Below are 25,692 nucleotides of genomic sequence, written 5' to 3'. Positions count from 1 at the left end.
AGAAAGGAGGTGATCCAGCCGCACCTTCCGGTACGGCTACCTTGTTACGACTTAGTCCCAATCGCCAGTCCCACCTTCGACGACTCCCTCCACAAGGGTTAGGCCATCGGCTTCGGGTGTTACCAACTTTCGTGACTTGACGGGCGGTGTGTACAAGGCCCGGGAACGTATTCACCGCAGCGTTGCTGATCTGCGATTACTAGCGACTCCGACTTCATGGGGTCGAGTTGCAGACCCCAATCCGAACTGAGACCGGCTTTTTGGGATTAGCTCCACCTCACAGTATCGCAACCCATTGTACCGGCCATTGTAGCATGCGTGAAGCCCAAGACATAAGGGGCATGATGATTTGACGTCATCCCCACCTTCCTCCGAGTTGACCCCGGCAGTCTCCTATGAGTCCCCACCATCACGTGCTGGCAACATAGAACGAGGGTTGCGCTCGTTGCGGGACTTAACCCAACATCTCACGACACGAGCTGACGACAACCATGCACCACCTGTACACCAGCCCCAAAGGGGAAACAACATCTCTGCTGCGATCCGGTGTATGTCAAGCCTTGGTAAGGTTCTTCGCGTTGCATCGAATTAATCCGCATGCTCCGCCGCTTGTGCGGGCCCCCGTCAATTCCTTTGAGTTTTAGCCTTGCGGCCGTACTCCCCAGGCGGGGCACTTAATGCGTTAGCTACGGCGCGGAAAACGTGGAATGTCCCCCACACCTAGTGCCCAACGTTTACGGCATGGACTACCAGGGTATCTAATCCTGTTCGCTCCCCATGCTTTCGCTCCTCAGCGTCAGTAACAGCCCAGAGACCTGCCTTCGCCATCGGTGTTCCTCCTGATATCTGCGCATTTCACCGCTACACCAGGAATTCCAGTCTCCCCTACTGCACTCTAGCCTGCCCGTACCCACTGCACACCCGGGGTTAAGCCCCGGGCTTTCACAGCAGACGCGACAAGCCGCCTACGAGCTCTTTACGCCCAATAATTCCGGACAACGCTTGCGCCCTACGTATTACCGCGGCTGCTGGCACGTAGTTAGCCGGCGCTTCTTCTGCAGGTACCGTCACTTTCGCTTCTTCCCTGCTGAAAGAGGTTTACAACCCGAAGGCCGTCATCCCTCACGCGGCGTCGCTGCATCAGGCTTGCGCCCATTGTGCAATATTCCCCACTGCTGCCTCCCGTAGGAGTCTGGGCCGTGTCTCAGTCCCAGTGTGGCCGGTCACCCTCTCAGGCCGGCTACCCGTCGTCGCCTTGGTGAGCCATTACCTCACCAACCAGCTGATAGGCCGTGAGCCCATCCAAGACCAGTACAGAACCCTTTCCACCCCCTCCCAGGCAGGAGGAAGTGAATATCCGGTATTAGACCCAGTTTCCCGGGCTTATCCCAGAGTCAAGGGAAGGTCACTCACGTATTACTCACCCGTTCGCCACTCATCCACCCCCAGCAAGCTGGGAGCTTCAGCGTTCGACTTGCATGTGTTAAGCACGCCGCCAGCGTTCGTCCTGAGCCAGGATCAAACTCTCCGTTGAAAAACAAAAAGCATGAATACCCTGGACTCAACATAAATAAACACGTCGATCACGGTTACGGGGTAACCGCAGACCGACGATCATTTGAATGCTGATAACCAAGAGGTTATTCACCAATAAATAAATTTGGTACAAGCATCAAATGAACAAAGCACACTATTGAGTTCTCAAACAACAAACCTATATCGGAAACCAGCTAACAGGGGATCAACCGCCTGCCGGGCTTCCGTGGCTGCTGGATCAACGTTACTCACGTCGACCCGGCGTGTCAACTTGACGTTTCCGCCTCGTTCACCCGCCTGACTCGTCCGATCCACCAGGAATCCTCTGAGCCACAATCTCTTAGCTTATCCGATCGGATCCCTGAGCGCAAGTCGCTCGGATCCTTCGAAGCTGAGTGATCGGGAGTGCTGCTCGGGGCCTGCCTTCCGGCCGGTCGCCCTGGCAACTCGCTATACATTACCCACCTCCCCCTGCCCCCGCAAATCGACAGAGGGTGATCTGAAGCACGGGGGCCGGACCGCATGGATGCGGTCCGGCCCCCGTGCCTCACGGCTCACGGCTCACGGCTCACGGCTCACGGCTCACGGCTCACGATGGCCTCCGACCGGAGGACGGCTCGCCTGCCGGTCAAGCCTCGCCGCAGCCCGGGGTTCACTCCCCCTTGCGCAGCCGACCCACCTCGTAGAGCGCGATCCCCACCGCCATCGATGCGTTGAGCGACTCCATCGCGGAGTCGATCGGGATCGAGACGATCTGGTCGCAGTTCTCCGCCACCAGCCGGGACAGGCCCTTGCCCTCCGAGCCCGCGACGACGCACAGGGGCTCGGTCGCGAGGCTCAGGTCGGGCAGCGCGACGTCGCCGTCGCCGTCGAGGCCCACGACGAAGACGCCCTGGTCCTTCAGCTGCTGGATGACCCGGGTCAGGTTGGTCGCCTTGGCGACCGGGATGCGGGAGACCGCCCCCGCGCTCGTCTTCCACGCCGAGGCCGTGACGCCCGCCGAGCGACGCTCGGGGACGATCACCGCCTGACCGGAGAACGCCGAGACGCAGCGGATGATGGCACCGAGGTTCCGGGGGTCGGTGATGCCGTCCAGCGCGACGAACAGCGGGGGCCGGCTCAGCTCGCCCGCGTGCCAGCGCTCCATGATGGACAGCCCGAGGTCCGAGGCATCCGGGTACTTGTACTGCGGGATCTGCAGCGCGACGCCCTGGTGCACGGCGCCCTCGGTGAGCCGCTCGAGCTCGCTCCGGGTGATCTCCAGGGCCGGGATGTCCTCCCGCGCGGTGATCGCGAGGATCTCCTTGACCCGGTCGTCGGCCTCGAGGTTGCTCATCACGAAGAGGTGCTTGGAGGGGATGCCCGTCCGCAGCGCCTCGAGGACGGCATTGCGGCCGGTGACCAGCTCCTCGCTGGCCCGCTTCCCGCCCAGTCGCGGCTGACGCGCCGGGCCGGCCGAGTTCTGCCGCCGCTCGGCGGCCTTCTTCATCTTATGGGCCTTGTGGTAGGGGCGGTCCTCGGCGCGCGGCGTCGGGCCCTTCCCCTCCAGGGCGCGGCGGCCCTTGCCGCCGGTGCCCTTCAGCGGCGCCTTCTTCTTCTTGCGGATGGCGCCGGGGCGCGAGTTATCTGCCATTGGGTGTCACTTCCTTCCCCGCGGCGGTCCTCAGACCGCCCAGGTCGAGCCGTCGGCGGAGTCCTTGACGGTGACTCCCGCCGCGGCGAGTTCATCTCTGATCTGGTCCGCCCGGTTCCAGTCCCGGGCCGTGCGCGCCTCGTCCCGCTGCCTCAGCAGCGTCCCCACCAGGGTCTCCAGCGCCGCCCGCTCCCCGTGGGCCGAGGCTCCGGCTTCCTGGAAGGCCATCAGGCCGGTCAGCCCGAGGACGTCGGACATCGCCCGCACCGCGGCCGCCTGCACGGCGGCCTCCTCCGGATCCCCCGCTGCGCGAGCGGCGTTGCCCACCCGGACCCGCTCGTGCAGGACGGCGAGGGCGCGCGGGACGTTGACGTCGTCGTCCATCGCCTCGGCGAAGGCGCCCGGCACCTCGGCCCCGGGCTCTCCCCCGCCGGACGCCGCGAGGAACGCCTCGACGCGCTCGACGGCGGTGCGGGCCTCCTCCAACGACGTCGGGCGGTAGTCGAGCACCGAGCGGTAGTGCGCCTGGCCCAGGTAGTACCGCACCACAAGCGGGCGCGCCGCCGCCAGCATGTCCGCGGGAGAGACGGTGTTGCCGAGGGACTTGGACATCTTCTCGCCCTCGTAGGTGACCAGGCCGTTGTGGAGCCAGTAGCCCGCGAAGCCGTGGCCCGCCGCGGTCGACTGGGCCAGCTCGTTCTCGTGGTGCGGGAAGCGCAGGTCCAGGCCGCCGCCGTGGATGTCGAAGCGCTCGCCCAGGTACTTGCCGGCCATCGCCGAGCACTCGAGGTGCCAGCCCGGGCGGCCGCGGCCCCACGGGGAGTCCCACGAGGCCGTGAGCGGCTCGCCCTCCTTGTGGCCCTTCCACAGCGCGAAGTCGCGGGGGTCGCGCTTGCCGCGCGGGTCGGCGTCGGGGGCGGCCTGCATGTCGTCGATGCTCTGGTGGGTCAGCGCGCCGTAGCGCTCCCACGAGCGGACGTCGAAGTAGACGTCCCCGGAGTCGTTCGACGCCGGGTACGCGTGGCCGCGCTCCACGAGCCGGCCGATCAGGCCCACCATCTCGGGGATGTGGCCGGTGGCCCGCGGCTCGTAGGTGGGCGCCGCGATGCCGAGCGAGGCGTACGCCTCGGTGAACACGCGCTCGAAGCGGTAGGCCAGGGCCCACCAGGGCTCGTCCGCGACCTCGCCGGCGTGCCCGGCCTCGAAGCTCGCCGCCGAGTTGGCGAGGATCTTGTCGTCGATGTCGGTCACGTTGCGCACCGTGGTGACCCGGTAGCCGCGGTAGCGCAGCCAGCGGGCGATCTGGTCGAAGACCAGCGCCGAGCGGATGTGCCCGATGTGCGGCCCGCCCTGGACGGTGGCGCCGCAGTAGTACAGGCTCGCCTCGCCCGGGGTCACCGGAACGAAGTCGCGGACGCTGGCGGTGTCGGTGCTGTAGAAACGCAAACTCACGGGCCCCAGTCTACCGAGGCGTGACCAGCGCCGTGGCGATGGCCGCGACGCCCTCGCCCCGCCCGGTCAGCCCCAGCCCGTCCGTGGTGGTGGCGGTCACCGTGACCGCGGCGCCCGCGGCCTCGGAGAGCACCCGGTTGGCCTCCTCGCGGCGGGGCGCGAACTTGGGCCGGTTGCCGATCAGCTGGACCGCGACGTTGCCGACCTCGAACCCACCCTCGCGGACGATCCGCGCGGCCTCGGCCAGGATCCGCACGCCGGAGGCTCCCGCCATCTCGGGGCGGTCGACGCCGAAGTTCGAACCGAGGTCGCCCAGGCCGGTGGCGGAGAACAGGGCGTCCGCGGCCGCGTGCGCCACGACGTCGCCGTCGGAGTGCCCGCTCAGCCCCGGGTGGCCGGGCCAGTGCAGCCCGGCGACCCACAGCTCGGTGCCCGGCTCCCCGAAGGCGTGGACGTCGATGGCGACGCCGGTGCGGAACGCGGGGGCGGGCCGAGGCGCGGGGGCGGGCGCGGCCAGAGGCGCGGTCTCGGGCAGAGGCGCGGGCGCGGGGCCTTCGGGCCGGGGCGCCGTCGGCTCGGGGCGGGCGGTCATCGGGCCCGCTCCGCCAGCACGGCGTCGGCCAGGAGGAGGTCCAGCGGCACGGTGATCTTGAGGGACTCGGCGGAGCCGGGGACCGTGGCCACCGGGATGCCGAGGGTCTCGGCGAGCATCGCGTCGTCGGTGACGCCGGCGGCCACCTCCGCGGGCAGCGCGGCGGCCTCCCGGTGCGCGGTCGCCAGGGTGTCCAGGTCGAAGCCCTGGGGCGTCTGGACGATGCGCAGGCCCGCGCGCTGCGGGGTTGAGACGACGTACCCGGCGGCGTCGACCGCCTTGATGGTGTCCGTGACGGGCAGGACGGGGATGACCGCCCGCTCGCCGGCGTCCAGGGCGGCGGCCACGGCGTCGAAGACGGTGGCCGGGGCGAGGCAGCGGGCGGCGTCGTGCACCAGGATCCCGTGCAGGCGGGAGCGGTCCGGGAGGGACTCGACGAGCTCCAGGCCGGCCGCGACCGAGGCCGCGCGCGTGCCGCCCCCGGTCACGGGCAGGGCGCCGCGGCGGCGGCACAGCGCCTCCAGCTCGGCGTCGCCGGCGGGAGGGTCACGACGACGTGGGCCGCGCGCCCCCACGCCTCGACGGACTCGAGCGCGCGCTCCAGGATGCTCAGGCCCCCGAGGTCCACGCGCGCCTTGGGCACGCCGTGGCCGAGCCGCTCCCCGGAGCCGGCGGCGACGATCATGACGACGAACGCGCGCCCCTCCTCGGCGGAGGAACGCGCGTCCGGCGTCCGGGGCGAGTCAGCTGTCACGCAGGCTGACCCTCGAGGATCTTGTCCAGCTCGGCCTCGGCCGCGTCCTCGTCGATGTCCTTGGCCAGCGCGACCTCGGAGGAGAGGATCTGGCGCGCCTTGGACAGCATGCGCTTCTCTCCGGCGGAGAGGCCCTTGACCTGCTCGCGGCGCCAGAGGTCGCGGACGACCTCGGCGACCTTCAGGACGTCGCCCGAGGCGAGCTTCTCCGTGTTGGCCTTGAACCGGCGGGACCAGTTGGAGGCCTCCTCGGCATCGGTCGCCTGGAGGACGGCGATCACCTCCGCCAGCCCCTTCTCGTCGACGACGTCACGCACGCCGACCATCTCCACGTTGTCGGCGGGGACCTCGATGGTCAGGTCGCCCTGGGCGACCTGGAGCTTGAGATACATCTTCTCCTGGCCCTTGATGACGCGGGTCTTGATCTCCTCGATCGTCGCCGCGCCGTGGTGAGGGTATACGACGGTCTCGCCAACCTCAAAAAGCATATGGATTTACCCCTTTCAGCCTCCCTAGTTTATCACGGGGCCCTCCCCCGGCCTCCTGATGACGCCCCACGACGCCGCGGCCCGCCGCCGGGGCGCTCGCGGGCCGCCGCGAGCCGCGGACGCCCCGTCTCCGGCGGTGCCGACGATGTGTCCGCAAAAACGCTAGACTGTTCGGGAATGAGTCTCGGCGCTTGCGGCGTCGTCCGATCCTCGCATCACCCCAAGGAGTCCAGACGTGAAGTCCTACGCTCGCCAGAACGTCAAGCGCGCAGGCGCCACGGCGGTCATCGCGGCCGCCCTGCTGGCCGCGACCGGCTGCGGTTACATCCAAGACCAGCCCACCCTCATCCAGTACGACGCCTCGGACGGCGTCAGCGCCAGCGTCGGCGACGTCGAGGCGCGCAACCTCCTGGTCGTCACCAACGACGCCCAGGACGCGGGCCGCATGCTGGGCGCGCTGGTCAACACCGGCGAGCAGAGCGCCGACGTCCAGATCGACACCGGCGACGCGACCCTGCGGTTCCAGGTCCCCGCCAACAGCGAGCTCAACTTGGACGAGGAGCAGGCACTGATCGACCCGACCGGCGCGGCCCCCGGCTCGCTCCTGTTCGGCACCGAGCTGCGGGCCTCGGGCTCCACCACCTCGGTCGACGTGCCCGTCCTGGACGGCGCACTCGAGCAGTACGCGCCCTACGTCCCGGGCGGCTCCGACTACACCCCGCCGCCCGAGCCCACCGAGGGCCACTGAGCTGACGGGCCCGCGACGCGACGACGACCCCCATGCTCCTCCCCGTCGGGAGGGCATGGGGGTCGTTTCGCGTGGGGGGCCGCGGCGGGCCCGCGACGTCGGCCGCGGGCGTCAGGACTCGAACTTGTACCCCAGCCCGCGCACCGTCACCACGTGCCGCGGGTGCGAGGGGTCGGGCTCGATCTTGGAGCGCAGCCGCTTGACGTGGACGTCGAGGGTCTTGGTGTCCCCCACGTAGTCGCTGCCCCAGACCCGGTCGATGAGCTGGGCCCGGGTCAGCACGCGCCCGGCGTTGCGCAGCAGCATCTCCAGCAGCTCGAACTCCTTGAGCGGCATCGGCGTCGCGCGCCCCTCCACGCTGACCACGTGGCGCTCGATGTCCATCCGGACCGGGCCGCCCTCCACGGCCGCCGCCTCGGGCTCCTCCGGGTCCGAGCGGCGGCGCAGCACCGCGCGGATGCGGGCCATGAGCTCGCGGGAGGAGTAGGGCTTGGTCACGTAGTCGTCCGCGCCCAGCTCCAGGCCCACGACCTTGTCGATCTCCGCGTCCTTGGCCGTGAGCATGATGATCGGGACGTTGGAGCGCTGGCGCAGCTGCCGGCACACCTCGGTGCCGGACTGCCCGGGGAGCATGAGGTCGAGCAGGATCAGGTCAGCCCCCTCGCGCTCGAAGGCGGGGATGGCCTCGAGGCCGTCGTCGACCACGGTGACCTCGTAACCCTCCCGGCCCAGGAGGAAGGCGAGCGGCTCGCTCAGGGCCGCCTCGTCCTCGACCACCAGAATCCTCGTCATGCTGCGGGTCCCTCCTCGGGGGTTCGGTTGCGTCGCGAATAGGCCTCGGCGCCGTGGGGCGCGGGCCGGGGGTGCTCGGCGGGCTCCCCCGCGGGGGTGACGATCCGGACCGGCTCGCCGTCGCGGATCGGCGCGGCCTCGGCCTCGCCGCGCTCCAGGTCCCGCTCGGCGGCCTCGTCGACCTCCGGGAGCGTGACCGTGAAGGTCGAGCCCTGGCCCGGGGCCGACCACACGGAGATCTCGCCGCCGTGCTGGGCCATGACGTGCTTGACGATCGACAGGCCCAGGCCCGTGCCGCCGGTCTGCCGCGAGCGCGCGGCGTCGACCCGGTAGAAGCGCTCGAAGATCCGGTCCTGCTCGCTCTCGGGGATGCCGGGCCCCTGGTCCTTCACGGAGATCGAGACCGTGCCGTCCCGCGAGCGGATGCCGACGCCGATGCGCGTGTTCTCCGGCGAGTAGCGGATCGCGTTGTCGATGAGGTTGCGCAGGGCCGTCATGAGCAGCTCGGGGTCGCCGTGCACGGGGCGCTCGGCCGAGCCGCCCACCTTGACCGTGATGTTCTTGTGCTCGGCGGGCAGGCGGTTGCGGTCCACGGCGTCCTGGACCAGGCGGTTCAGCTCCACGAGCTTGCCCTGCTGCACGACGTCGGCGCCCTGGAGCCGGGAGAGTTCGATGATGTCGTGGACCAGGGAGGTCAGCCGCTCGGCCTCCTTGTGCAGGCGGCGGCTGAAGTGCCGGACCGCCTCCGGGTCGTCGGCCGAGCCCTCGATCGCCTCCGCGAGCAGGCCGACGGCACCGACCGGCGTCTTCAGCTCGTGGGAGACGTTCGCGACGAAGTCGGTGCGGATCGCCTGGGCCCGGGTGATCTCGGTGCGGTCGTCGGCCAGGAGCAGGATGTACTCGTCGGCCACCGGAGCGATCCGGACGTTGAGCACCAGCACCCCGCGCCCCAGGGAGCCGCGGGAGAGCTCCACGGTGCGGTCCATGATCACCCCGTCCCGGCGGACCTGGCGGATCATCTCGGCCAGCTCCTGCTGGACGAGGCTGTGCCCCCGGACCAGGCCGTAGGCGTAGGCCCCCTGCGAGGCGCGCACGACGCCGTCCACGGCGTCGACCATGACGTAGGCCCGGCCCACCACCGCCAGGATCTGCGCCGAGCCGTCGCTGATGGTGGGCTCGTCGACGACGGCCCACTCGGTGCGCTGCCGATCGCTGCGGCGCATCGCGGCGTAGCTCAGCAGGCCGAGCACGATGCCGACGAGGCCGCACAGCACGGCGATGGTTACGGGACTCACGCCACTAGCTTAGGCACAAGCCGGGCCCGAGCGCCCCGCGGCCGGGCCCCGGCGGCCCGGATTCAGCCAGAGTTCACCGGGGACGGGCCGGGTGTTCACGTGCGGTTGCCATCCTGGGTCGGTAGGGCGCGCGATCGCGACGTCGTCGGGGCGGCGCTCGCCCCGGCCGCCGGGCCGCCGCCGCTAGACTTGTCAGGGCGCGGCCGCAGCCGGCCGCGCGCCACCCCCACAGTCCGGAGCCCGGCCGCCCGCGCGGCGCCGGCAGGAAGGAAGCCCCGTGCGCAAAGTGTTCCAGGCCGAATTGCAGCAGGTCGGCGACGACCTCGTGGAGATCGCGAACCTCGTGCAGGTCGCGCTGCGCCGCGCGGCGAGCTCCCTCCTCGAGGCCGACGTCCAGGAGGCCGAGGAGGTCATCTCCAACGACGCCCGGATCGACATGCTGCAGAACCACCTCGACGAGCGCTCGATCGACCTGCTCGCCCTGCAGGGCCCGGTCGCCTCGGACCTGCGGATGATCGTGGGCGCCCTGCGGATGAGCGCCTCGCTGGAGCGCATGGGCGACCTCGCCCGCCACGTCGCCCAGGTGACCCGGCTCCGCTTCCCCGAGCCCGCCGTCCCGAGCGACCTCGAGGGGACGCTGCGGGAGATGATCGAGCTCGACGAGACCATCATCGCCGCCGTGATCAACCTGCTCGAGACCCGCGAGCTGCACTACGCCGACGCCGTCTACACCGCGAAGGCGCGGATCAACGAGCTGCACCAGTCGGTGTTCTCCAAGGTCACCACCGCCGAGTGGAGCTCCGAGGCGCAGACCACGATCGACGTCACGCTGCTCTCCCGCTATCTGGAGCGGTTCGGCGACCACGGCGTCTCGGTCGCCCGCAAGGTGACCTACCTGGTCACCGGCGAGTGGGACGGCTCGCCGACGACGACGCCGCCCGCCTGAGCCCTGCGCGAGCCCCGGACGCCGGCGTACCCAGCGCGTACGGCCAGCGCCGCCCGCGGCCGGCCATCAGCTCCCCGGGTGACAGCGCCCCCAGAACGACGGAAGCGCCCCGACCGGTCCGGTCGGGGCGCTTCCGCGCATTACGGGGACGAGGGCGTCAGCGGCCCTGGTTGGCCACGGCCTCGATCGCGTCGGAGGCGGCGTCGGGATCCAGGTACTCGCCCGCGCGGACGGGGCGGAAGTCCTCGTCCAGCTCGTAGTACAGCGGGATGCCGGTGGGGATGTTCAGCCCGGAGATCTCCTCATCGGAGATGCCGTCCAGGTGCTTGACCAGGGCCCGCAGCGAGTTGCCGTGGGCGGCGACCAGCACGGTGCGCCCCGCCCGCAGGTCGGGCTGGATGCCCTCCTCCCAGTACGGGAGCATGCGCTCGAGGACGTCCTTGAGGCACTCGGTGCGCGGGGCGTCGGGGACGTCCGCGTAGCGGGGGTCGTGGGCCTGGGAGTACTCGTCGTCGTCGTCCAGGGGCGGCGGCGGGACGTCGTAGGAGCGGCGCCACTGCATGAACTGGTCCTCGCCGTACTGCTCGCGGACCTGGGCCTTGTCCTTGCCCTGCAGCGCGCCGTAGTGGCGCTCGTTGAGGCGCCAGTCGCGCTTGACCGGGATCCAGAGGCGGTCCGCCTCGTCCAGGGCCAGGTTGGCGGTGTTCATCGCCCGGCGCAGCAGCGAGGTGTGCACGACGTCGGGGTGGATGCCGCGCTCCTTCAGCAGCGCGCCGCCGCGGCGGGCCTCGGTCTCGCCCTGCTCCGACAGCGGGACGTCGACCCAGCCGGTGAAGAGGTTTTCCTTGTTCCATTCGCTCTGTCCGTGACGGAGGAGCACGAGTTTGTAAGTGTCAGCCATGCCGCCCATTCTTCCACCTCGGCACCGCGGGAAGAACATTTCGACGCGAAGAGGCGGATGGCCCGGGATCTCTCCCGGGCCATCCGCTGCTGCGGCGCGCCTCGCCTAGCGCCGGTTGCGCACCGCCGGGCGGACGTCGGCGAGGAAGACGCCGGCCGCCGTCGCGGCGATGAGCTGGATGAACAGGCTGGCGGCCCCGCCGAACGCGGTCATGACCGAGATGATGGCCCCGAGCAGGCACGCGCCCGTGACCAGCATCCAGAAGTTCTTGGTCCGCTTGAAGGCCGCCTCGTAGGCTCCGCTGGGCGCGCGAGCCGCCTCCACGAAGGCCCACAGGGCGAGCACCAGCAGGACGAGCGCGAGGAAGATGTTGATGTAGCCTTCCAGCAGCCTGAAGATGTCCGCGATAATCATGTCTCCAGCTTACCGGGTCACGCTGTCGAGGGCCTGGAGCAGGTCGGCCCAGAGGTCCTCGACGTCCTCGATGCCGACCGCGAGGCGCACCAGCGACTCGGAGACCGTCTTGGCCTCGGTCGAGTGGCGGCGGCGGCGCTCGATGAGCGACTCGACCCCGCCGAGCGACGTCGCGGGCGTCCACAGGCGCACGGCGTCGACGAAGGCCTCGGTCGTGGCGGCGTCGGCGTGCAGGGTCGCGGAGAGGACCGAGCCGAAGCCGTCCATCTGCGCCGCGGCCCGCTCGTGACCGGCGTCCCCGGGCAGGCCCGGGTACCGCACGGAGGCGATCGCGGGGTGCGCCGCCAGGCGCTCGGCGAGGACCTGGGCGTTGGCGGTGGCCTGCCGGACCCGCAGGGCCAGCGTCCGGACCCCGCGCAGGCCCAGCCAGGCCTCGAAGGGGCCGGGGATGCCGCCGGCCAGCGAGCGCTTGGCCAGGGCCTGGCGGCGCAGCTCCGGGTCGGCCGTGACGACGGCGCCCAGGATCACGTCCGAGTGCCCGGCCAGGTACTTGGTGGCCGAGTGGACGACGTAGTCCGCGCCCCACTCGAGGGGGCGCTGGGCCATCGGCGTCGCGAAGGTGTTGTCCACGGCGGTGCGCACGCCGATCCCGCGGGCCGCGGCGAGCAGCACGGGCAGGTCGGCGACCTCCATCATGGGGTTGGTGGGGCTCTCCGCCCAGAACAGGACGTAGGGGGCCGCGACGTCGGGGCCGGCCGGCTGCGGCAGGGTCCGGACCTGCTCGGTCAGGGTGCGGATCACGGCGTCGGTGTCCTCGATCGGGACCTCGACCAGGCGGGAGATCCCCCGGTCCTGCATCTGGCGGGCGAGCGCCATGGTGCCCAGGTAGGTGTGCTCGGGCATCACGATGACCGAGCCGACCGGGACCTGCTCCAGCACCGCCGAGACCGCGGCCATGCCGGAGCCGTACAGCAGCGCCGGGAGGTCGGTGCCCTCGAGCCGGCCGATCACGGACTCGAACTCCTCCCAGGTGGGGTTGGTGAAGCGGCCGTAGGCGCGGTCGCTGGCGAGGATGGGGCCCGAGCCGTGGAAGGTCGAGGAGAGGTGGATCGGGGTGTTGACCGGCGCGTCGTGCTCGGCCGCGGGGCGCCCGGCGGAGACGACCAGCGTCTCGCGGCTCAGCGGGGACGGGGTCGACTGGGGATCGGAAGTGTTCTCACGCATATCCACAGGCTACCCGGTAGCGCGGGACGCGAGCTCCCGCGGGAGGGGGCCGGACGGCGAGGCGGGGCGCGGCGGAGAGGAGCCGCGGGGTGCGGCGGGAGGACGGGCCGCCGGACCCGGTGCCGGCGAGCGGAGGGCTCGGCAGTCGGTAGGCTGGTTCCGTGACTTCCGATCTGAGCTTCGCCCCCGTCTCCCCGCGCCCGCCGCACCCCGGGACCTTCGTGGTCCTCGAGGGCGGGGACGGCAGCGGGAAGTCCACGCAGGCCCGGATCCTGGCGGACCGGTTGCGGGAGGAGGGGCACGACGTCGTGCTGACCCGCGAGCCCGGCGGCACCGAGATCGGCGAGCGGCTGCGGGAGCTGGTGCTGGCGCACGGCCAGGGCGCCGTCGACCCGCACACGGAGGCGCTGATCTACGCGGCCTCCCGCGCCGCGCACGCGCACCAGCTCATCGGGCCGGCGCTCGAGCGGGGCGGCGTCGTGGTCTGCGACCGCTACATCGACTCCTCCGCGGCCTATCAGGGCGCGGGCCGGGGGCTCGGGGAGGACGCCGTCAGGGAGCTGTCCCGCTGGGCCACGGCCGACCTGCTGCCCGACCTCACGGTGGTCCTCGCGGTCCCCCTGGCCGACGCCCGCGAGCGCGCCGGTGCCCGCGGCGACGCCGACCGGCTGGAGGCGGAGCCCGACTCCTTCCACGCCCGCGTCAACGACTCCTTCGCCCGCCTGGCCGAGAGCCCCGGGGGCGGCCGGGTCGCGGTGGACGGGACCGGGAGCGTGGACGACGTCGCGCGCCGGGTCTGGGGCGCCGTGGCGCCCCGGTTGGAGCCCGCGGCCGATCCCGCCCGGACCGCCGCCGGAGCGACCGGTCCCGAGGCGGAGGAGGCCCGATGAGCGTCTGGGACGAGCTGGTCGGGCAGGAGGCCGTGGTGGAGCAGCTGCGCCGCGCCGCGGCCCAGGACGTGCCCTCGCACGCGTGGCTGTTCACCGGACCGCCGGGGTCGGGGCGCTCCACCGCCGCCCGCGCGCTCGCCGCCGCGCTGCTGTGCGAGCGCGAGGACCCGCGGGAGCGCGGCTGCGGCGAGTGCAAGTCCTGCCGCACCGCGATGGCGGGGACGCACGCCGACCTCACCCACTTCGCGACCGAGAACCTGAGCATCAAGATCGAGGAGGCGCGCGAGCTGGTCGTCAAGGCCCAGGACCGGCCCGCGGTGGGCCGCTGGCGCGTGGTCATCGTCGAGGACGCCGATCGCATGCCCGAGCGGACCTCCAACGTGCTGCTCAAGGCCATCGAGGAGCCGCCGCCCCACACGATCTGGCTGCTGTGCGCGCCCAGCCCCATCGACGTCCTGGTGACCATCCGCTCGCGCTGCCGGCCCGTGGGGCTCAAGGTTCCCGCCACCGAGGAGGTCGCCCGGCTGCTGACCAGACGGGACGGGATCGAGGAGGAGACGGCCCTGCACGCGGCGCGCCTGGCGCAGGGTCACGTCGGGGTTGCCCGGCGGCTGGCCGTCTACCCGGAGGCGCGCTCGCGCCGCGAGGACGTGGTGCGGTTGCCCCTGGGACTGGCCGGGATCAGCTCGGCGGTGGCCGCGGCGGACCGGCTCATCGCGACCGCCGAGGCGGAGTCCGACGCCGACGCCGAGGAGCGCAACGAGCGGGAGAAGGCGGACCTGCTGGTCACGCTGGGCGCGCCGGAGGGCGCCAAGCTGCCACCGCACCTGCGCGCGGCCGTGCGCCGGCTCGAGGAGGACCAGAAGCGGCGGGCCCGGCGCATCCAGGTGGACACGCTGGATCGCTTCCTGATCGACCTCTCGACCTTCTACCGCGACGTCCTGACCCTCCAGCTGCGCACCGGCTCACCGCTGATCAACCAGCACCTGCAGCGGGAGCTGGACGACTACGCGCTGAACTCGACCGCCGAGCGCACGCTCGAGCAGATCGACACGATCAACCTCACCCGGCGGCGGATCTCCACCACGGCCAACCCGCGGCTGGCCTTCGAGGCGATGACCGCGAGCCTGATCCTGCGGCACTGAGCGGGGACGCGCGGCGTCGGGCGCCGGCGGCCCCGCGGCCGGGACGGCTCAGTTGCGGAAGCCGTGCACCGGCGAGGGGATGTTGCCGGCGCGCGCCACGAAGACCTCCGAGGACGCCTCGTGCGCCGGCATGACGGGCGCGCGGCCGAGCAGCCCGCCGAACTCCACGACCTCGCCCACGCCCAGCCCGATCGCGGGGATCAGGCGCACCGCGGTGGTCTTGTGGTTCATGACGCCGATCGCGGCCTCGTCGGCGATCATGGCCGACAGCGTCGCCGCGCTGGTCTCCCCGGGCACCGCGACCATGTCCAGGCCGACCGAGCAGATCGCCGTCATGGCCTCGAGCTTGTCCAGGGTGATGGCCCCGGCGGCCGCCGCCTCGATCATGCCGATGTCCTCGGAGATCGGGATGAACGAGCCCGAGAGCCCGCCCACGCGCGAGCAGGCCATGAGCCCGCCCTTCTTCATCGCGTCGTTGAGCAGCGCGAGCGCGGCCGTGGTCCCGTGGGTGCCCACGGTCTCCAGGCCCAGCTCCTCGAGCACGCGCGCGACCGAGTCGCCGACCTCCGCGGTCGGCGCGAGCGAGAGGTCCACGATCCCGAACTCGACGCCGAGGCGCTCCGCCGCGAGCGTCCCCACCAGCTGCCCCACGCGGGTGATCTTGAAGGCGGCCTTCTTGATGGTCTCGGCGCACGCGTCCAGCGGCACGCCGGGCACCTTCTCGAGCGCGCGCTTGACCACCCCGGGCCCGGAGACGCCCACGCTGACGACGCAGTCGGCCTCCTGCACGCCGTGGAAGGCGCCGGCCATGAAGGGGTTGTCCGAGACGGCGTTGGCGAAGACCACGAGCTTGGCGCAGCCGAAGCCGTGGGCGTCCGCGGTGAGCTCGGCCGTCTCCCGGACGACCTCGCCCATGCGCTTGACCGCGGTCATGTTGATCCCGCCGCGGGAGGAGGCGATGTTGACCGAGGAGCAGACGACGTCGGTCTCGGCCAGCGCGCGCGGGATCGAGGCGATCAGCCGCTCGTCCGCCGGGGTGGCGCCCTTGTCGACCAGGGCCGAGAAGCCGCCGATGAAGTCGACGCCGACCGCCTGGGCCGCGGCGTCGAGGATCTTGGCGTACTCGACGTAGTCCTCGTCCGAGGAGGCGCCCGCGATCAGCGCGATCGGGGTGACCGCGATCCGCCGGTTGATGATGGGGATGCCGAGCTCGGCCTCGATCCCCCGGCACACGGAGACCAGCTCGGCGGCGCGGGTGGTGATCTTGTCGTAGATCCGGCGGCGGGCGGCCTCGCCGTCGGAGTCGATGCAGTCCAGGAGCGAGATGCCCATGGTGACCGTGCGGATGTCGAGCTTGTCCTCCTCGATCATCTGGATGGTCTCGAGGATGTTGGCGTTGGTGTCGATCATGTGTGAGCCCCTCCCGGACTAGAGGGTGTGCATCGCCTGGAAGATGGCCTCGGACTGGATGCGGATCTCCACCTGGGCGGACTCCGCGACCGGGCGCACGCCCTCCTGGATCTCCTCGATGGTCCGGGTCGTCTCGTCGAAGCTGCCCTGCATGATCATGGTGAAGTAGTCGCCCATGAGGGTCTGCGAGACGTTGAGGATGTTGACCTCGAGCTCCGCGAGACGGGTCGCGACGGCGGCGATGATGCCGACGTGGTCCAGACCCGTCACGGTCAGGATGATTTTCATGGGGTTCCTTCGATCGTGTGTACCGGCCACCGACGATTAAAGCACCGAAAGCTCTGGGGACCGGCGCTCAGCGGCTCCGGTCCTCCCGGTCCGACGCCGGGTCGGCGGATCCCGCGGCCGGACGGAGGGGGCCCGCGGCAGGTTCGGCGGGTCCGTCCGACGAGTCGGCGGGCTCGCGAACCGGGTCGAGGGACCCCTGGGCGACGCCCGACGGCGCCCAGGGCCCGGGCGCGGACACGCTTCCCGGCCCGGAGCCCGTCTCGGGCCCGGCCTCGGCCCAGCCGGTCCCGGAGCCGGTCACGGCGCGGAGCCGGCCGCCCCGGCGTCGGGATCCCGCGATGCTCGGCCGCCTCGACCTCGCGGCGGGCCCGCCGGTTGCGCTCGCGCTCCTCCTCGAAGCCCGGGGCCCGGCCGTAGGCCCGCCGCAGCGAGACCCGGCCCTCGTCGCGCAGCATGTCCGTGGTCCAGCGCAGGTCGTTGGGCTTGCCCCGGGAGTCGAAGATCACGCCGAGCCAGCGGGAGCGCGGGTCGGAGTCGATCAGCAGCGCCTTGAAGAACAGGGTCAGAGGGACCGCGAGGATCGCGCCGAGCGGGCCGATGATCGCGGCCCAGAAGATCAGGGACACGAACGTGACCGTGGTGTTGAGCCCGACGGCGTCGCCGGTCACCTTGGGCTGGATGACCGCCTGGGCCACGAAGTTGATGACCGAGAAGATCACGATGACCCACAGCGCCATCGGCACGCCCCCGGCGAGCAGCCCCAGCAGCGCGGGCGGGATCAGCCCGATCACGAAGCCGATGTTGGGGATGTAGTTGGTGACGAAGGCGAACACGCCCCAGGTGAAGGCGAGCGGCACGCCCAGGATCATGAGCGCCACGGTGTCCAGGGCCGCGACGATCGCTCCGAAGACCGTGTTGACCACCCAGTACTTGGAGGTCCGGCGTGAGAAGTCCTCGAAGGCCTGGCCCAGCCCGGGCTTGGCGGCGAGGACCTCGCCGCGGCGGGCGGGCATGATGATCGAGTCGATCATGAGGAAGGCGACGACCATGACCAGGACGAACAGCTGCGAGCCCGCCGCGGACAGGCCCGACATCACCGTGGTCACCGCGGAGACCACCCGCTCCGGCTGGAGGTAGCTCAGCGCCGTCGGGCCGAGGTCCGACTCGCTCAGCCCGAGCTGGCCGAGCCAGCCCTGCAGCTGCCGGTACAGCTCCTGGAACTGCGCCGAGTAGTCGGGCAGCGCCTCGACCAGGGCCACCACCGAGACCCCCATCGAGCCGATGATGGCCAGCAGGATGGCGTAGAGCAGCAGCGCCACGAAGACGCCCGCGGCCCACATCGGCAGCCCGCGGTCGGTGAGCCACAGCCTGAGCGGGCGCAACGCGATGACGAGGGAGAACGCGAGGAAGGCGGGGCCGAAGATGCCGGCGATGGACTGCAGGCCCGCCATGAGCACCACCAGCCCGCCGAGGACGAGGACGGCCATGACGCCGAGCGGGGCGCGGGCGCGGAAGCCCTCGTCGGGGGCGTTGACGTTGTGCGACATGGGGTTCCGTTCGGTGAGGGCGCGGGCGGGCCGGCGGGACCCGCTGGCTCGAGCTTAGACCCCCGCGGACCGCTCGGCGGCGCGCGGTCCGCTCAGCGGTACGCGGCCAGGTAGAGCCGCCCCGACCCGGTCAGGCGCGCGCGGTCGGGCGAGCCGGTGTGGAGCAGGGCCTCGGCGCCGGAGAGCTCGTGGACGACGTCGCCCACCTCCGCCCGCACGCTCCCCTCGGTGCACAGCGCGGTCGCCACGCCCGCGAGCTCCCACTCCACGGGCCGCCCGGGGGCGACGTCGATCCGGGTCAGGCTGAGCCGCGGGTCCCACAGCCGGTAGCCGGCGACGCCGGGGCCCTCCTCCCGGGGCCCGGTCACCTCGGGCGCGGGCTGCTCCGCGCGCAGGACGCCGAGCATCTCCGGGACGTCGACGTGCTTGGGCGTCAGCCCCGCCCGCATCACGTTGTCCGAGGCGTCCATGATCTCCACCGCGGTCCCCGAGATGTACGCGTGGACCTGGCCGTCGGGCGTGTGGGCCGACTCGCCCGGGGCCAGGAAGAGCTGGTTCATGGCCACCGCGACCATGATGCCGCGGTCCCCCGGGTGGCGGTCGTGGAGCAGCAGGACGAGGTCCGCCACGGCGTCGAGCCGGTCCTGCGGGTCCTGCTCGGGGCGGCCCGGGGCGTCGTCGTCGAACGGGCGGCGGAGGCTGCGCTCCATCGCGGCGTCGACCGTGGCCTGCAGCGCGAGCTCGGCCGCCTCCTGCGGCTTGGCGAAGATCGCGGTGACGATCTCCCGGGCGTCGTAGCCGGCGAGCTCGGCCAGCCAGGTCAGGCCGAGGGCCTCCGCGATCTCGCGCAGCTCCTCGGCCGGGCGGATGCCGGTCAGGATCCGCAGCGGGGACACCGCGATGACGGTCTCCGGCTTGGAGCGCCGGTCCTTGTAGCTGCGGTGCGGCGCGTCCCGGGGCACACCCTCGGCCTCCTCCCGCGCGTAGCCCCGGCCGGCCGTCTCGACGTCGGGGTGGACCTGCAGGGACAGCGGGGCCCCGATGGCCAGGATCTTGAGCAGGTAGGGGAACTCGCCGACGCCCTCGGCCAGCGGATGGCCCGAGCCCTCGCCGAACACCTCGGAGAGGGGCAGGCGGCCCTCGGCGGTCTCGACCACCGACGGCGAGAGCGGGTGCGCGCCGACCCACAGCTCGGCCTCGGGCTCCGGGGCCGGGCACGGAGCGCCGCGGAGCCGCGCGAGGGTGTCCCGCGTCCCCCACGCGTAGTTCTGAACGGGATTGTGCATCTTGAGTACCTGGCCCATGGTCCCCCATCCAACCACACCCCGGGGGCGGGCCCCGAAGGGGTGAGGCCGTCACACTCCGGGCCCCTCGCCCGCGGGGCGGGGACGCCGGACTCCGGCGGCTAGAATGTCCGGATGACCGTTAATTTCGAAGCTTCATTCAAGGCCTACGACGTCCGGGGGATCGTCGGCGAGAGCATCACCGCCGACTCCGTCCGGGCCACCGGCGCGGCCTTCGTGGACGTCCTCGAGCTGTCCGGGCGGACCGTGCTGGTCGGCGGGGACATGCGCCCCTCCTCCCCCGAGTTCGTCGACGCCTTCGCCGAGGGCGCCCGGGCGCGCGGGGCCGACGTCGTGAAGATCGGCCTGATCTCCACCGACGAGCTCTACTTCGCCTGCGGCGTGCTGGACGCCCCCGGCGTGACCTTCACCGCCTCGCACAACCCGGCGCAGTACAACGGGATGAAGATGTCCAAGGCAGGGGCGGTCCCCGTCTCCTCCGAGACCGGGCTCTTCGAGATCCGGGACGTCGCCCGCCGCTACTACGAGGAGGGGATCCCCGCGACGGAGCGGACCGGGTCCCTCGAGGAGCGGGACCTGCTGGCCGACTACGCGCGCTACCTGCGCGGCCTCGTGGACCTGGCGGGCATCCGCCCGCTGAAGGTCGTGGTCGACGCCGGCAACGGCATGGGCGGGCTGACGACCCCGGCCGTGCTGGGCGACGCCGAGCTGCCCGCCCTGCCGCTGGAGATCGTCCCCCTGTACTTCGAGCTGGACGGGACCTTCCCCAACCACCCCGCCAACCCGCTGGACCCGGAGAACCTGCGGGACCTGCAGGCCGCCGTCGTCGAGCACGGCGCCGACATCGGCCTGGCCTTCGACGGCGACGCCGACCGGTGCTTCGTCATCGACCAGGCCGGGGACCCCGTGACCCCCTCCGCGATCGCGGCGCTGGTGGCCGAGCGGGAGATCGCCCGGGCGCAGGCCGAGGGCGAGGCCGAGCCCGCGGTCATCTACAACCTCATCACCTCCCGGGCCGTGCCGGAGCTCGTGGAGCAGTGCGGCGGGCGCCCGGTCAAGACCCGCGTGGGCCACTCCTTCATCAAGGCGGTCATGGCGCACGAGCGCGGCGTCTTCGGCGGCGAGCACTCCGCGCACTACTACTTCAAGGACTTCTTCAACGCGGACACGGGCATGCTCGCCGCGATGCACGTCCTGGCGGCGCTGGGCGAGCAGGAGCGGCCGCTGTCCGAGCTGGCCGAGAAGTACGCCCCCTACGTCGCCTCGGGCGAGATCAACTCCGAGATCGAGGACAAGAAGGCCGCCGTGGAGCGCGTCCGAGTGGCGCTGACCGCCGAGGACGTGGACGTCGACGAGATGGACGGCACGACCTTCACCCACCGCTCCGAGGGCTGGTGGTTCAACCTGCGCCCCTCGAACACGGAGCCGTTCCTGCGGCTCAACGTCGAGGCGCCGGACGGGCCGACCATGGAGCGGGTGCGCGACTTCGCGTTGGACCTGGTCCGGCGGTAGGCCGGCTCCGGTGGGAGGCCGGTTCCGGCGGCCGCCCCCTGGAACCGCACGCAGAGAAGGGCCCGACGCCGCGGCGTCGGGCCCTTCTCGGCTCTCAGGCTTCCCGGCCCGCGGCCCCGTTCAAAGGAACCGCGGGCGCCGCCCGATCAGGAGCCCAGGCGCTCCTCGAGGGCCGCGCGCTGGCGACGCATCTCCTCGGGGAGGTGCTCGCCGATCTTCTCGAACCACTCGTCGATGCCGGGGAGCTCCCGGCGCCACTCCTCCGGGTCCACCGCGAGGGCGGCGGCGATGTCCTCCTCCGCGGCGTCGAGCCCGGTGAGGTCCAGGTCCGCCGGCGAGGGGACGACGCCGACGGCGGTCTCCCGCCCCTCGGCCCGGCCCTCCAGGCGGTCCACGATCCACTTGACCACGCGCGAGTTCTCGCCGAACCCGGGCCACGCGAAGCCGCCGTCCGGGGTGCGGCGGAACCAGTTGACGTAGAACACGCCGGGCATGTTCTCCGCGCCGTAGCGCTCCGAGATCGAGAGCCAGTGCTTCAGGTAGTCGCCGGCGTTGTAGCCGATGAACGGCAGCATGGCCATCGGGTCGCGGCGCACCACGCCCACCTGGCCCTTGGCCGCGGCGGTGGTCTCCGAGGAGAGCGTGCCGCCCTGGAAGACGCCGTGCTCCCAGTCGAAGGCCTGCGAGACCAGTGGGACCGTGGTCTTGCGGCGGCCGCCGAAGACGATGGCCGAGAGGGGGACGCCCTCGGGGTCGTGGTACTCGGGCGCCAGGATGTCCACCTGGTCGATGGGGGTGCAGAAGCGCGAGTTGGGGTGCGCGGCCGGGCGCCCGGAGTCGGGGGTCCAGTCCTGGCCCTTCCAGTCGATCAGGTGCTCCGGGGTCTCCTCGGTCATCCCCTCCCACCAGACGCCGCCGTCGTCGGTGAGGGCGACGTTGGTAAAGATGGTGTTGCCCTCGGCCACCGCGTGCATCGCGTTGGGGTTGGTGGACCAGCCGGTGCCCGGCGCGACGCCGAACAGGCCGGCCTCGGGGTTGACGACGCGGGGCTTGCCGGCGTCGTCGAACCGGATCCAGGCGATGTCGTCGCCGACCATCTCGGCCTTCCAGCCCTCGACGGTCGGGTGGATCATCGCGAAGTTGGTCTTCCCGCAGGCCGAGGGGAAGGCGGCGCTGATGTAGTGCACCTTGCCCTCCGGGTCGGTGACCTTGAGGATCAGCATGTGCTCGGCGAGCCAGCCCTCGTCGTGGGCGATCGCGGAGGCGATGCGCAGCGCGTAGCACTTCTTGCCGAGCAGGGCGTTGCCGCCGTAGCCGGAGCCGAAGGACCAGATGGCCCGGTCCTCGGGGAACTGGACGATGTACTTGTCCGGGTTGCACGGCCAGGCCACGTCCTCCTGGCCCTCCTCCAGGGGTGCGCCCAGGGAGTGCAGCGCTTCGACGAAGAAGGCGTCGGTCGCGGTCATCTTGTCCAGCACCGGCTGGCCGATGGTCGCCATGATGCGCATCGAGCACACGACGTAGGCGGAGTCGGTCAGCTCGACGCCGAACTTCGGGTCGTGGGAGTCGAGGCTGCCCATGACGAAGGGGATCACGTAGAGCGTGCGGCCGCGCATGCTGCCGCGGTACTTCTCGGTCAGCAGGCCCCGCATCTCGGCCGGGTCCATCCAGTTGTTGGTGGGACCGGCGGCCTCGCGGGTCTCGGAGCAGATGAAGGTGCGCTCCTCGACGCGGGCGACGTCCTCCGGGTCGGAGAAGGCGGCGAAGGAGTTCGGGAACTTCTCCTCGTTGAGCCGGACGAAGGTCCCGGCGTCGACGAGCTCGGTGGTGAGCCGGTCCCACTCCTCGCGGGATCCGTCGGCCCAGTGGATCGCGGCGGGCTGGGTGAGTTCGGCGACCTCGCGCACCCACGCGAGCAGCCGCTCGTGGGTCGTGGGGGCGCTGCGCAGCGCCTCCTCGGCCTCGGCAGTGAGCTGTGCCCTCGTTCCGACGACGTTGTCAGTCATTAATCTGTTCCCCTCAAGCAAGTTTGCGACTCGGGTGAGCCATCACGCACGACACTGTGGTGGCCGCCACTCCGCGAGGAACCGCCCCTTAAAAGGACAGTCGACGCGCTGGAGGCGCGCCGTGACCGTGGCGCGGCGGCCCGGTGATGGGACCAGACTAACGTACGGGGCGGCCGACTCACCCACCATGGCGGGCCTTTACCCCTGCGGCACAGATCACAGAGCGCCGAGTTGGCACTTCCCGGGGCCGCGTGTAAGCTAGTACTCGGCCTTGAACGAGAGATCGTGACACAGGCCGGGCGCCACTAGCTCAACGGATAGAGCATCTGACTACGGATCAGAAGGTTGGGGGTTCGAATCCCTCGTGGCGCACCACGAATGAAAGCCCCGCCGTCCTCCCGGACGGCGGGGCTTCTTCGTGTCCATCGGGCGGGCGCCGGGTGGTGCGGCCGCTGAGGGGCGGCCGCTCCTCAGCGTGCTCTGCCCCGCGCGCCGTCACCGGGTGACCAGGTCCGGTGCCGTCGCCGGGCGGCCGGGTCCGGTGCCGTCGTCGCCGGGCGGCCCCGTCCGTGGGCGCCGCCGTCGGCTGGACAGGCCCTGCGGCCGTCCCGTCAGACGGCCAGGTCCAGCGGCAGGTCCGAGATGTCGCGCAGCCGGCGGCCCTGCACCATGGTGTGCAGCAGCTCGGCGCCCGCGGGGTCGGCCTGGGGGTCGATCGCGTCCATGAGCTCGTGCAGGGCGAAGTGGTAGACGCAGTCGAGGTCCCCGGTTCCCAGCGCGACCGCCGCGATGCGCGAGGGCATCGGCTCCCCCGTGACCATGACCAGGTGCGGGGCCCGACCCCGCCGGTTGCGCACCAGGTGCTGTGCCTCCGCGCGGGCCTGCTGCGCCCGGTCGCTGCGCAGCGTCCACTTGCACGCGACCACCGCGTGGAGCAGCAGCTTGGGCTGCACCGCCGCACGCAGGGGGCTCGCCGCCGCGAGCGGCCCGAGCGGGTCCACCAGGCGGGTCAGCTCGTTGAGCTCGGCGTCGGGGATCGGCGCGCGGGCAACGACGACGTCGGGGGCGAGGATCTCCGCCTCGTACCCCAGGAGCCCGCGCAGGGCCCGGTCGGACTCGATCGTCTCGCGCAGGGACACCAGGTGCTCGTACTGCTCGAAGATCTCCGAGGCGTCCTCGATCCCGCCGTACTCGTTGCGGTCGCCCAGGCGGCGCACCATCCACTCCCCCGGGCGGACGGCGCCGAAGGCGGGGAAGATCCCCTGGAGGTAGGCGGCCACCGCGCGCTCGAAGTTGCGGCTCGCCGACTGGCCCGGGGCGCGCGGCGCCGCCTCGACGGCGCCGATGCCCTCGGCGATGGCCGTCGCGTAGCGCACGCTGGTGCCCGAATCCTTGTCCGCGTTGGAGGGGACGCCGGTCGAGGGGTGGGTCACCAGGACGCGCTCGTCCAGCAGCGCGCGGTGGAACACGCGGCGCGCCCGGTCCAGGAGGAACTCCGGGGAGGCGCGATGGAACACCGCCCGCTCGGCGCGGGTCATGGCCTCGTGCAGGTCCGGCTCCCGAGGGGCCGAGGGGCGCGGCTGCACCGCGGGCGCCGCAGACGACGCCGCGGCGGGGGGCCCCGCGGCGCGGGGGGCTCGCGGCGGAGGCCTCCGCACGGCGGAATCGCGGGTCACGGTGGGGCCTCGCCCTCGGCGGGGTCGCCGTCCCCGCTGGCGGGGAGACGCCGGCCGCGGTGGCCGCCTCCTCGACGGGCAGCGCGCCGTCGGCCGCGGTGGCGGAGCCCGGCGCGGCCCCGGCCGCGGTGGGCGCGTCGCCCCGCGGCGCCCGCTCGGGATCCGGCGCGCCCTCCGGAGAGTGAGGCGGAGGGAGGCGGGGCCCGCGGCGGCGGGCGGGGCCTGCGCGGCGGGCCGGGCGGCGTCGGGCGCGGTCTCGAACTCCTTCAGATCCAGGGAGAAGAGGAACTGCTCCTCCGCTGCCTCGGGGCGTTTCCGGGGGCCCATGCCACCTCCTGTGAGAAGACCTGCCCACAGGTTACTCGAGAAGTCACCGCGTGACCCGGGGGCATGTTTCCGGTCACCCTGGCATGCCCCCGGTTCCCGCCCGTCGCCCGACCGGTCTAAGCTGAGGCGGGGAAAACTATCGCGACTGTATGGAAGAGCATATGAGCATCAACATCACCGTGGTCGACGAGGACGGCGAGTCCCGCGAGGTCGAGTGGAGGGACAACCAGACGCTGCTGGAGTGCCTCCACAAGAACCAGTACCCCGTGCTGGCCACCTGCGGGGGCAACGCCTCCTGCGCCACCTGCCACGCCTTCTTGGACCCGGAGCACTTCCCTGCCTCGGGCGAGCGCACGGAGGAGGAGGAGGACCTGCTGGAGATGATCGACGACGTCGCCACCGAGACCTCGCGCCTGTCCTGCCAGACCGAGTACCACGACGAGCTCGACGGGGCGACCGTGACCCTCAAGCCGGGCATGTAGCGCACCCGCGCGGCCCCCTCGACGGGCACGCGCGAGGGGCCGGTCCCCCGCCCCCGGGTGGCGACCGGCCCCTTTTGTGCTTAACGTTGTGCCATGTCTGAAACCTCGACCGTGCGATCCCGCACAGCGCTCGCGGCGGCCGCGTGCGCCCTGCTGCTCGGTCTGGGCGCCTGCGCCTCGGACGACGCCGGGCCCTCGGAGGGCGCCGCCGTTGGTCATCACGATCGAGTAGTAGGTGGAGCCGGCCGCGCCCTCCTGGGACTCGACGGCGATGCGCAGGTCGGTGGTCGCGCACTCGGCCGCGGCGTCCGGCGGCGCGGCGGGAGCGGA

The 25,692-nt window shown here is 71.6% G+C and carries 23 protein-coding genes, 1 tRNA gene, 1 rRNA gene and 1 pseudogene; 8 read left to right on the top strand and 18 right to left on the bottom strand.

Features of this window, described 5'->3' with window-relative positions; all coding sequences use genetic code 11:
• Positions 1-2 precede the first annotated feature (2 nt).
• From NBM05_RS09825 to NBM05_RS09795, 7 genes are all read right to left on the bottom strand, one after another.
• Positions 3-1,534: ribosomal RNA gene (locus tag NBM05_RS09825) — 16S ribosomal RNA — on the bottom strand.
• Between the two features lie 654 nt (positions 1,535-2,188).
• On the bottom strand, positions 2,189-3,169 hold the full coding sequence (rlmB, locus tag NBM05_RS09820; protein WP_254166880.1) for a 23S rRNA (guanosine(2251)-2'-O)-methyltransferase RlmB: 981 nt from the start codon (positions 3,167-3,169) through the stop codon (positions 2,189-2,191).
• 30 nt (positions 3,170-3,199) lie between these two features.
• A complete protein-coding gene (cysS, locus tag NBM05_RS09815) occupies positions 3,200-4,621 on the bottom strand; it encodes a cysteine--tRNA ligase (protein ID WP_254166878.1) in 1,422 nt (473 codons plus the stop codon).
• Between the two features lie 10 nt (positions 4,622-4,631).
• A complete protein-coding gene (gene ispF, locus NBM05_RS09810) occupies positions 4,632-5,213 on the bottom strand; it encodes a 2-C-methyl-D-erythritol 2,4-cyclodiphosphate synthase (protein ID WP_254166877.1) in 582 nt (193 codons plus the stop codon).
• On the bottom strand, positions 5,210-5,701 hold the full coding sequence (locus NBM05_RS09805) for an IspD/TarI family cytidylyltransferase (protein WP_254166876.1): 492 nt from the start codon (positions 5,699-5,701) through the stop codon (positions 5,210-5,212). The genes ispF and NBM05_RS09805 overlap by 4 nt, the downstream gene beginning before the upstream one ends.
• A complete protein-coding gene (locus tag NBM05_RS09800) occupies positions 5,698-5,967 on the bottom strand; it encodes a 2-C-methyl-D-erythritol 4-phosphate cytidylyltransferase (protein ID WP_254166875.1) in 270 nt (89 codons plus the stop codon). The genes NBM05_RS09805 and NBM05_RS09800 overlap by 4 nt, the downstream gene beginning before the upstream one ends.
• Complete coding sequence (locus tag NBM05_RS09795; RefSeq protein WP_254166874.1) at positions 5,964-6,455, bottom strand: CarD family transcriptional regulator; 492 nt, start codon at positions 6,453-6,455, stop codon at positions 5,964-5,966. Before NBM05_RS09795 ends, NBM05_RS09800 begins: the two co-directional genes overlap by 4 nt.
• Positions 6,456-6,690: 235 nt before the next feature.
• On the opposite strand from NBM05_RS09795, the gene NBM05_RS09790 reads away from it, so the two are divergent.
• A complete protein-coding gene (locus NBM05_RS09790) occupies positions 6,691-7,203 on the top strand; it encodes a hypothetical protein (RefSeq protein WP_254166873.1) in 513 nt (170 codons plus the stop codon).
• 111 nt (positions 7,204-7,314) lie between these two features.
• Here the strand turns inward: NBM05_RS09790 and NBM05_RS09785 are convergent, their stop codons facing one another.
• Both NBM05_RS09785 and NBM05_RS09780 read right to left on the bottom strand, forming a co-directional pair.
• Positions 7,315-7,995: a response regulator gene (locus tag NBM05_RS09785; RefSeq protein ID WP_254166872.1), complete on the bottom strand. Its 681-nt coding sequence runs from the start codon at positions 7,993-7,995 to the stop codon at positions 7,315-7,317.
• Entirely contained in the window at positions 7,992-9,290 is a 1,299-nt protein-coding gene (locus NBM05_RS09780; protein WP_254166870.1) for a sensor histidine kinase, read from the bottom strand. Before NBM05_RS09780 ends, NBM05_RS09785 begins: the two co-directional genes overlap by 4 nt.
• 277 nt (positions 9,291-9,567) lie before the next feature.
• Between NBM05_RS09780 and phoU the strand changes: the two genes are divergently transcribed.
• A complete protein-coding gene (gene phoU, locus NBM05_RS09775) occupies positions 9,568-10,236 on the top strand; it encodes a phosphate signaling complex protein PhoU (RefSeq protein WP_254166869.1) in 669 nt (222 codons plus the stop codon).
• Positions 10,237-10,393: 157 nt separating this feature from the next.
• Here phoU and NBM05_RS09770 read toward each other — a convergent pair whose 3' ends face one another.
• From NBM05_RS09770 to NBM05_RS09760, 3 genes are all read right to left on the bottom strand, one after another.
• Positions 10,394-11,137 (bottom strand): phosphoglyceromutase, encoded by a 744-nt coding sequence (locus NBM05_RS09770; RefSeq protein ID WP_373689320.1) that lies wholly within the window; start codon positions 11,135-11,137, stop codon positions 10,394-10,396.
• A 105-nt stretch (positions 11,138-11,242) separates the two neighbouring features.
• Positions 11,243-11,551 (bottom strand): DUF2516 family protein, encoded by a 309-nt coding sequence (locus NBM05_RS09765; protein ID WP_254166867.1) that lies wholly within the window; start codon positions 11,549-11,551, stop codon positions 11,243-11,245.
• 9 nt (positions 11,552-11,560) lie between these two features.
• On the bottom strand, positions 11,561-12,775 hold the full coding sequence (locus NBM05_RS09760; protein ID WP_254166866.1) for a trans-sulfuration enzyme family protein: 1,215 nt from the start codon (positions 12,773-12,775) through the stop codon (positions 11,561-11,563).
• Positions 12,776-12,936: 161 nt separating this feature from the next.
• On the opposite strand from NBM05_RS09760, the gene tmk reads away from it, so the two are divergent.
• Both tmk and NBM05_RS09750 read left to right on the top strand, forming a co-directional pair.
• Entirely contained in the window at positions 12,937-13,665 is a 729-nt protein-coding gene (gene tmk, locus NBM05_RS09755; RefSeq protein WP_254166865.1) for a dTMP kinase, read from the top strand.
• On the top strand, positions 13,662-14,810 hold the full coding sequence (locus tag NBM05_RS09750; RefSeq protein WP_254166864.1) for a DNA polymerase III subunit delta': 1,149 nt from the start codon (positions 13,662-13,664) through the stop codon (positions 14,808-14,810). The genes tmk and NBM05_RS09750 overlap by 4 nt, the downstream gene beginning before the upstream one ends.
• Positions 14,811-14,858: 48 nt before the next feature.
• Here the strand turns inward: NBM05_RS09750 and NBM05_RS09745 are convergent, their stop codons facing one another.
• The 4 genes from NBM05_RS09745 to manA form a co-directional block, all read right to left on the bottom strand.
• On the bottom strand, positions 14,859-16,220 hold the full coding sequence (locus NBM05_RS09745) for a PFL family protein (protein WP_254166862.1): 1,362 nt from the start codon (positions 16,218-16,220) through the stop codon (positions 14,859-14,861).
• A gap of 18 nt (positions 16,221-16,238) precedes the next feature.
• On the bottom strand, positions 16,239-16,508 hold the full coding sequence (locus NBM05_RS09740; protein WP_254166860.1) for an ACT domain-containing protein: 270 nt from the start codon (positions 16,506-16,508) through the stop codon (positions 16,239-16,241).
• Positions 16,505-18,055 (bottom strand): AI-2E family transporter, encoded by a 1,551-nt coding sequence (locus NBM05_RS09735; RefSeq protein WP_254166858.1) that lies wholly within the window; start codon positions 18,053-18,055, stop codon positions 16,505-16,507. The genes NBM05_RS09740 and NBM05_RS09735 overlap by 4 nt, the downstream gene beginning before the upstream one ends.
• Before the next feature lie 92 nt (positions 18,056-18,147).
• Positions 18,148-19,359 carry a mannose-6-phosphate isomerase, class I gene (gene manA / locus NBM05_RS09730; RefSeq protein ID WP_254166853.1) on the bottom strand — a complete coding sequence of 404 codons (1,212 nt, stop codon included), beginning with the start codon at positions 19,357-19,359 and terminating at the stop codon, positions 18,148-18,150.
• A gap of 114 nt (positions 19,360-19,473) precedes the next feature.
• Here manA and NBM05_RS09725 point away from each other — a divergent pair, with 114 nt between their 5' ends.
• On the top strand, positions 19,474-20,871 hold the full coding sequence (locus NBM05_RS09725; protein WP_254166852.1) for a phosphomannomutase/phosphoglucomutase: 1,398 nt from the start codon (positions 19,474-19,476) through the stop codon (positions 20,869-20,871).
• Positions 20,872-21,017: 146 nt separating this feature from the next.
• On the opposite strand, the gene NBM05_RS09720 is transcribed toward NBM05_RS09725, so the two are convergent.
• The gene (locus NBM05_RS09720) at positions 21,018-22,877 is read right to left on the bottom strand and encodes a phosphoenolpyruvate carboxykinase (GTP) (protein ID WP_254166851.1); all 1,860 of its coding nucleotides are present in this window, start codon (positions 22,875-22,877) and stop codon (positions 21,018-21,020) included.
• 299 nt (positions 22,878-23,176) lie between these two features.
• On the opposite strand from NBM05_RS09720, the gene NBM05_RS09715 reads away from it, so the two are divergent.
• A tRNA-Arg gene (locus tag NBM05_RS09715) sits at positions 23,177-23,252 on the top strand.
• A gap of 236 nt (positions 23,253-23,488) precedes the next feature.
• Here the strand turns inward: NBM05_RS09715 and NBM05_RS09710 are convergent.
• Positions 23,489-24,463 carry an NgoMIV family type II restriction endonuclease gene (locus tag NBM05_RS09710; protein WP_254166849.1) on the bottom strand — a complete coding sequence of 325 codons (975 nt, stop codon included), beginning with the start codon at positions 24,461-24,463 and terminating at the stop codon, positions 23,489-23,491.
• 578 nt (positions 24,464-25,041) lie between these two features.
• Here NBM05_RS09710 and NBM05_RS09705 point away from each other — a divergent pair.
• Both NBM05_RS09705 and NBM05_RS09700 read left to right on the top strand, forming a co-directional pair.
• Positions 25,042-25,362: a 2Fe-2S iron-sulfur cluster-binding protein gene (locus tag NBM05_RS09705; protein WP_254166847.1), complete on the top strand. Its 321-nt coding sequence runs from the start codon at positions 25,042-25,044 to the stop codon at positions 25,360-25,362.
• 93 nt (positions 25,363-25,455) lie between these two features.
• A pseudogene (locus tag NBM05_RS09700) lies at positions 25,456-25,692 on the top strand (hypothetical protein); the annotation flags it as partial.

The sequence above is a fragment of the Rothia santali genome (assembly GCF_024199905.1).
GTDB classification, from domain to species: Bacteria; Actinomycetota; Actinomycetes; order Actinomycetales; family Micrococcaceae; genus Rothia; species Rothia santali.
The sequence above is the reverse complement of the archived record's forward strand: the minus strand, read 5'-3'. Positions and strand labels throughout refer to the sequence as shown.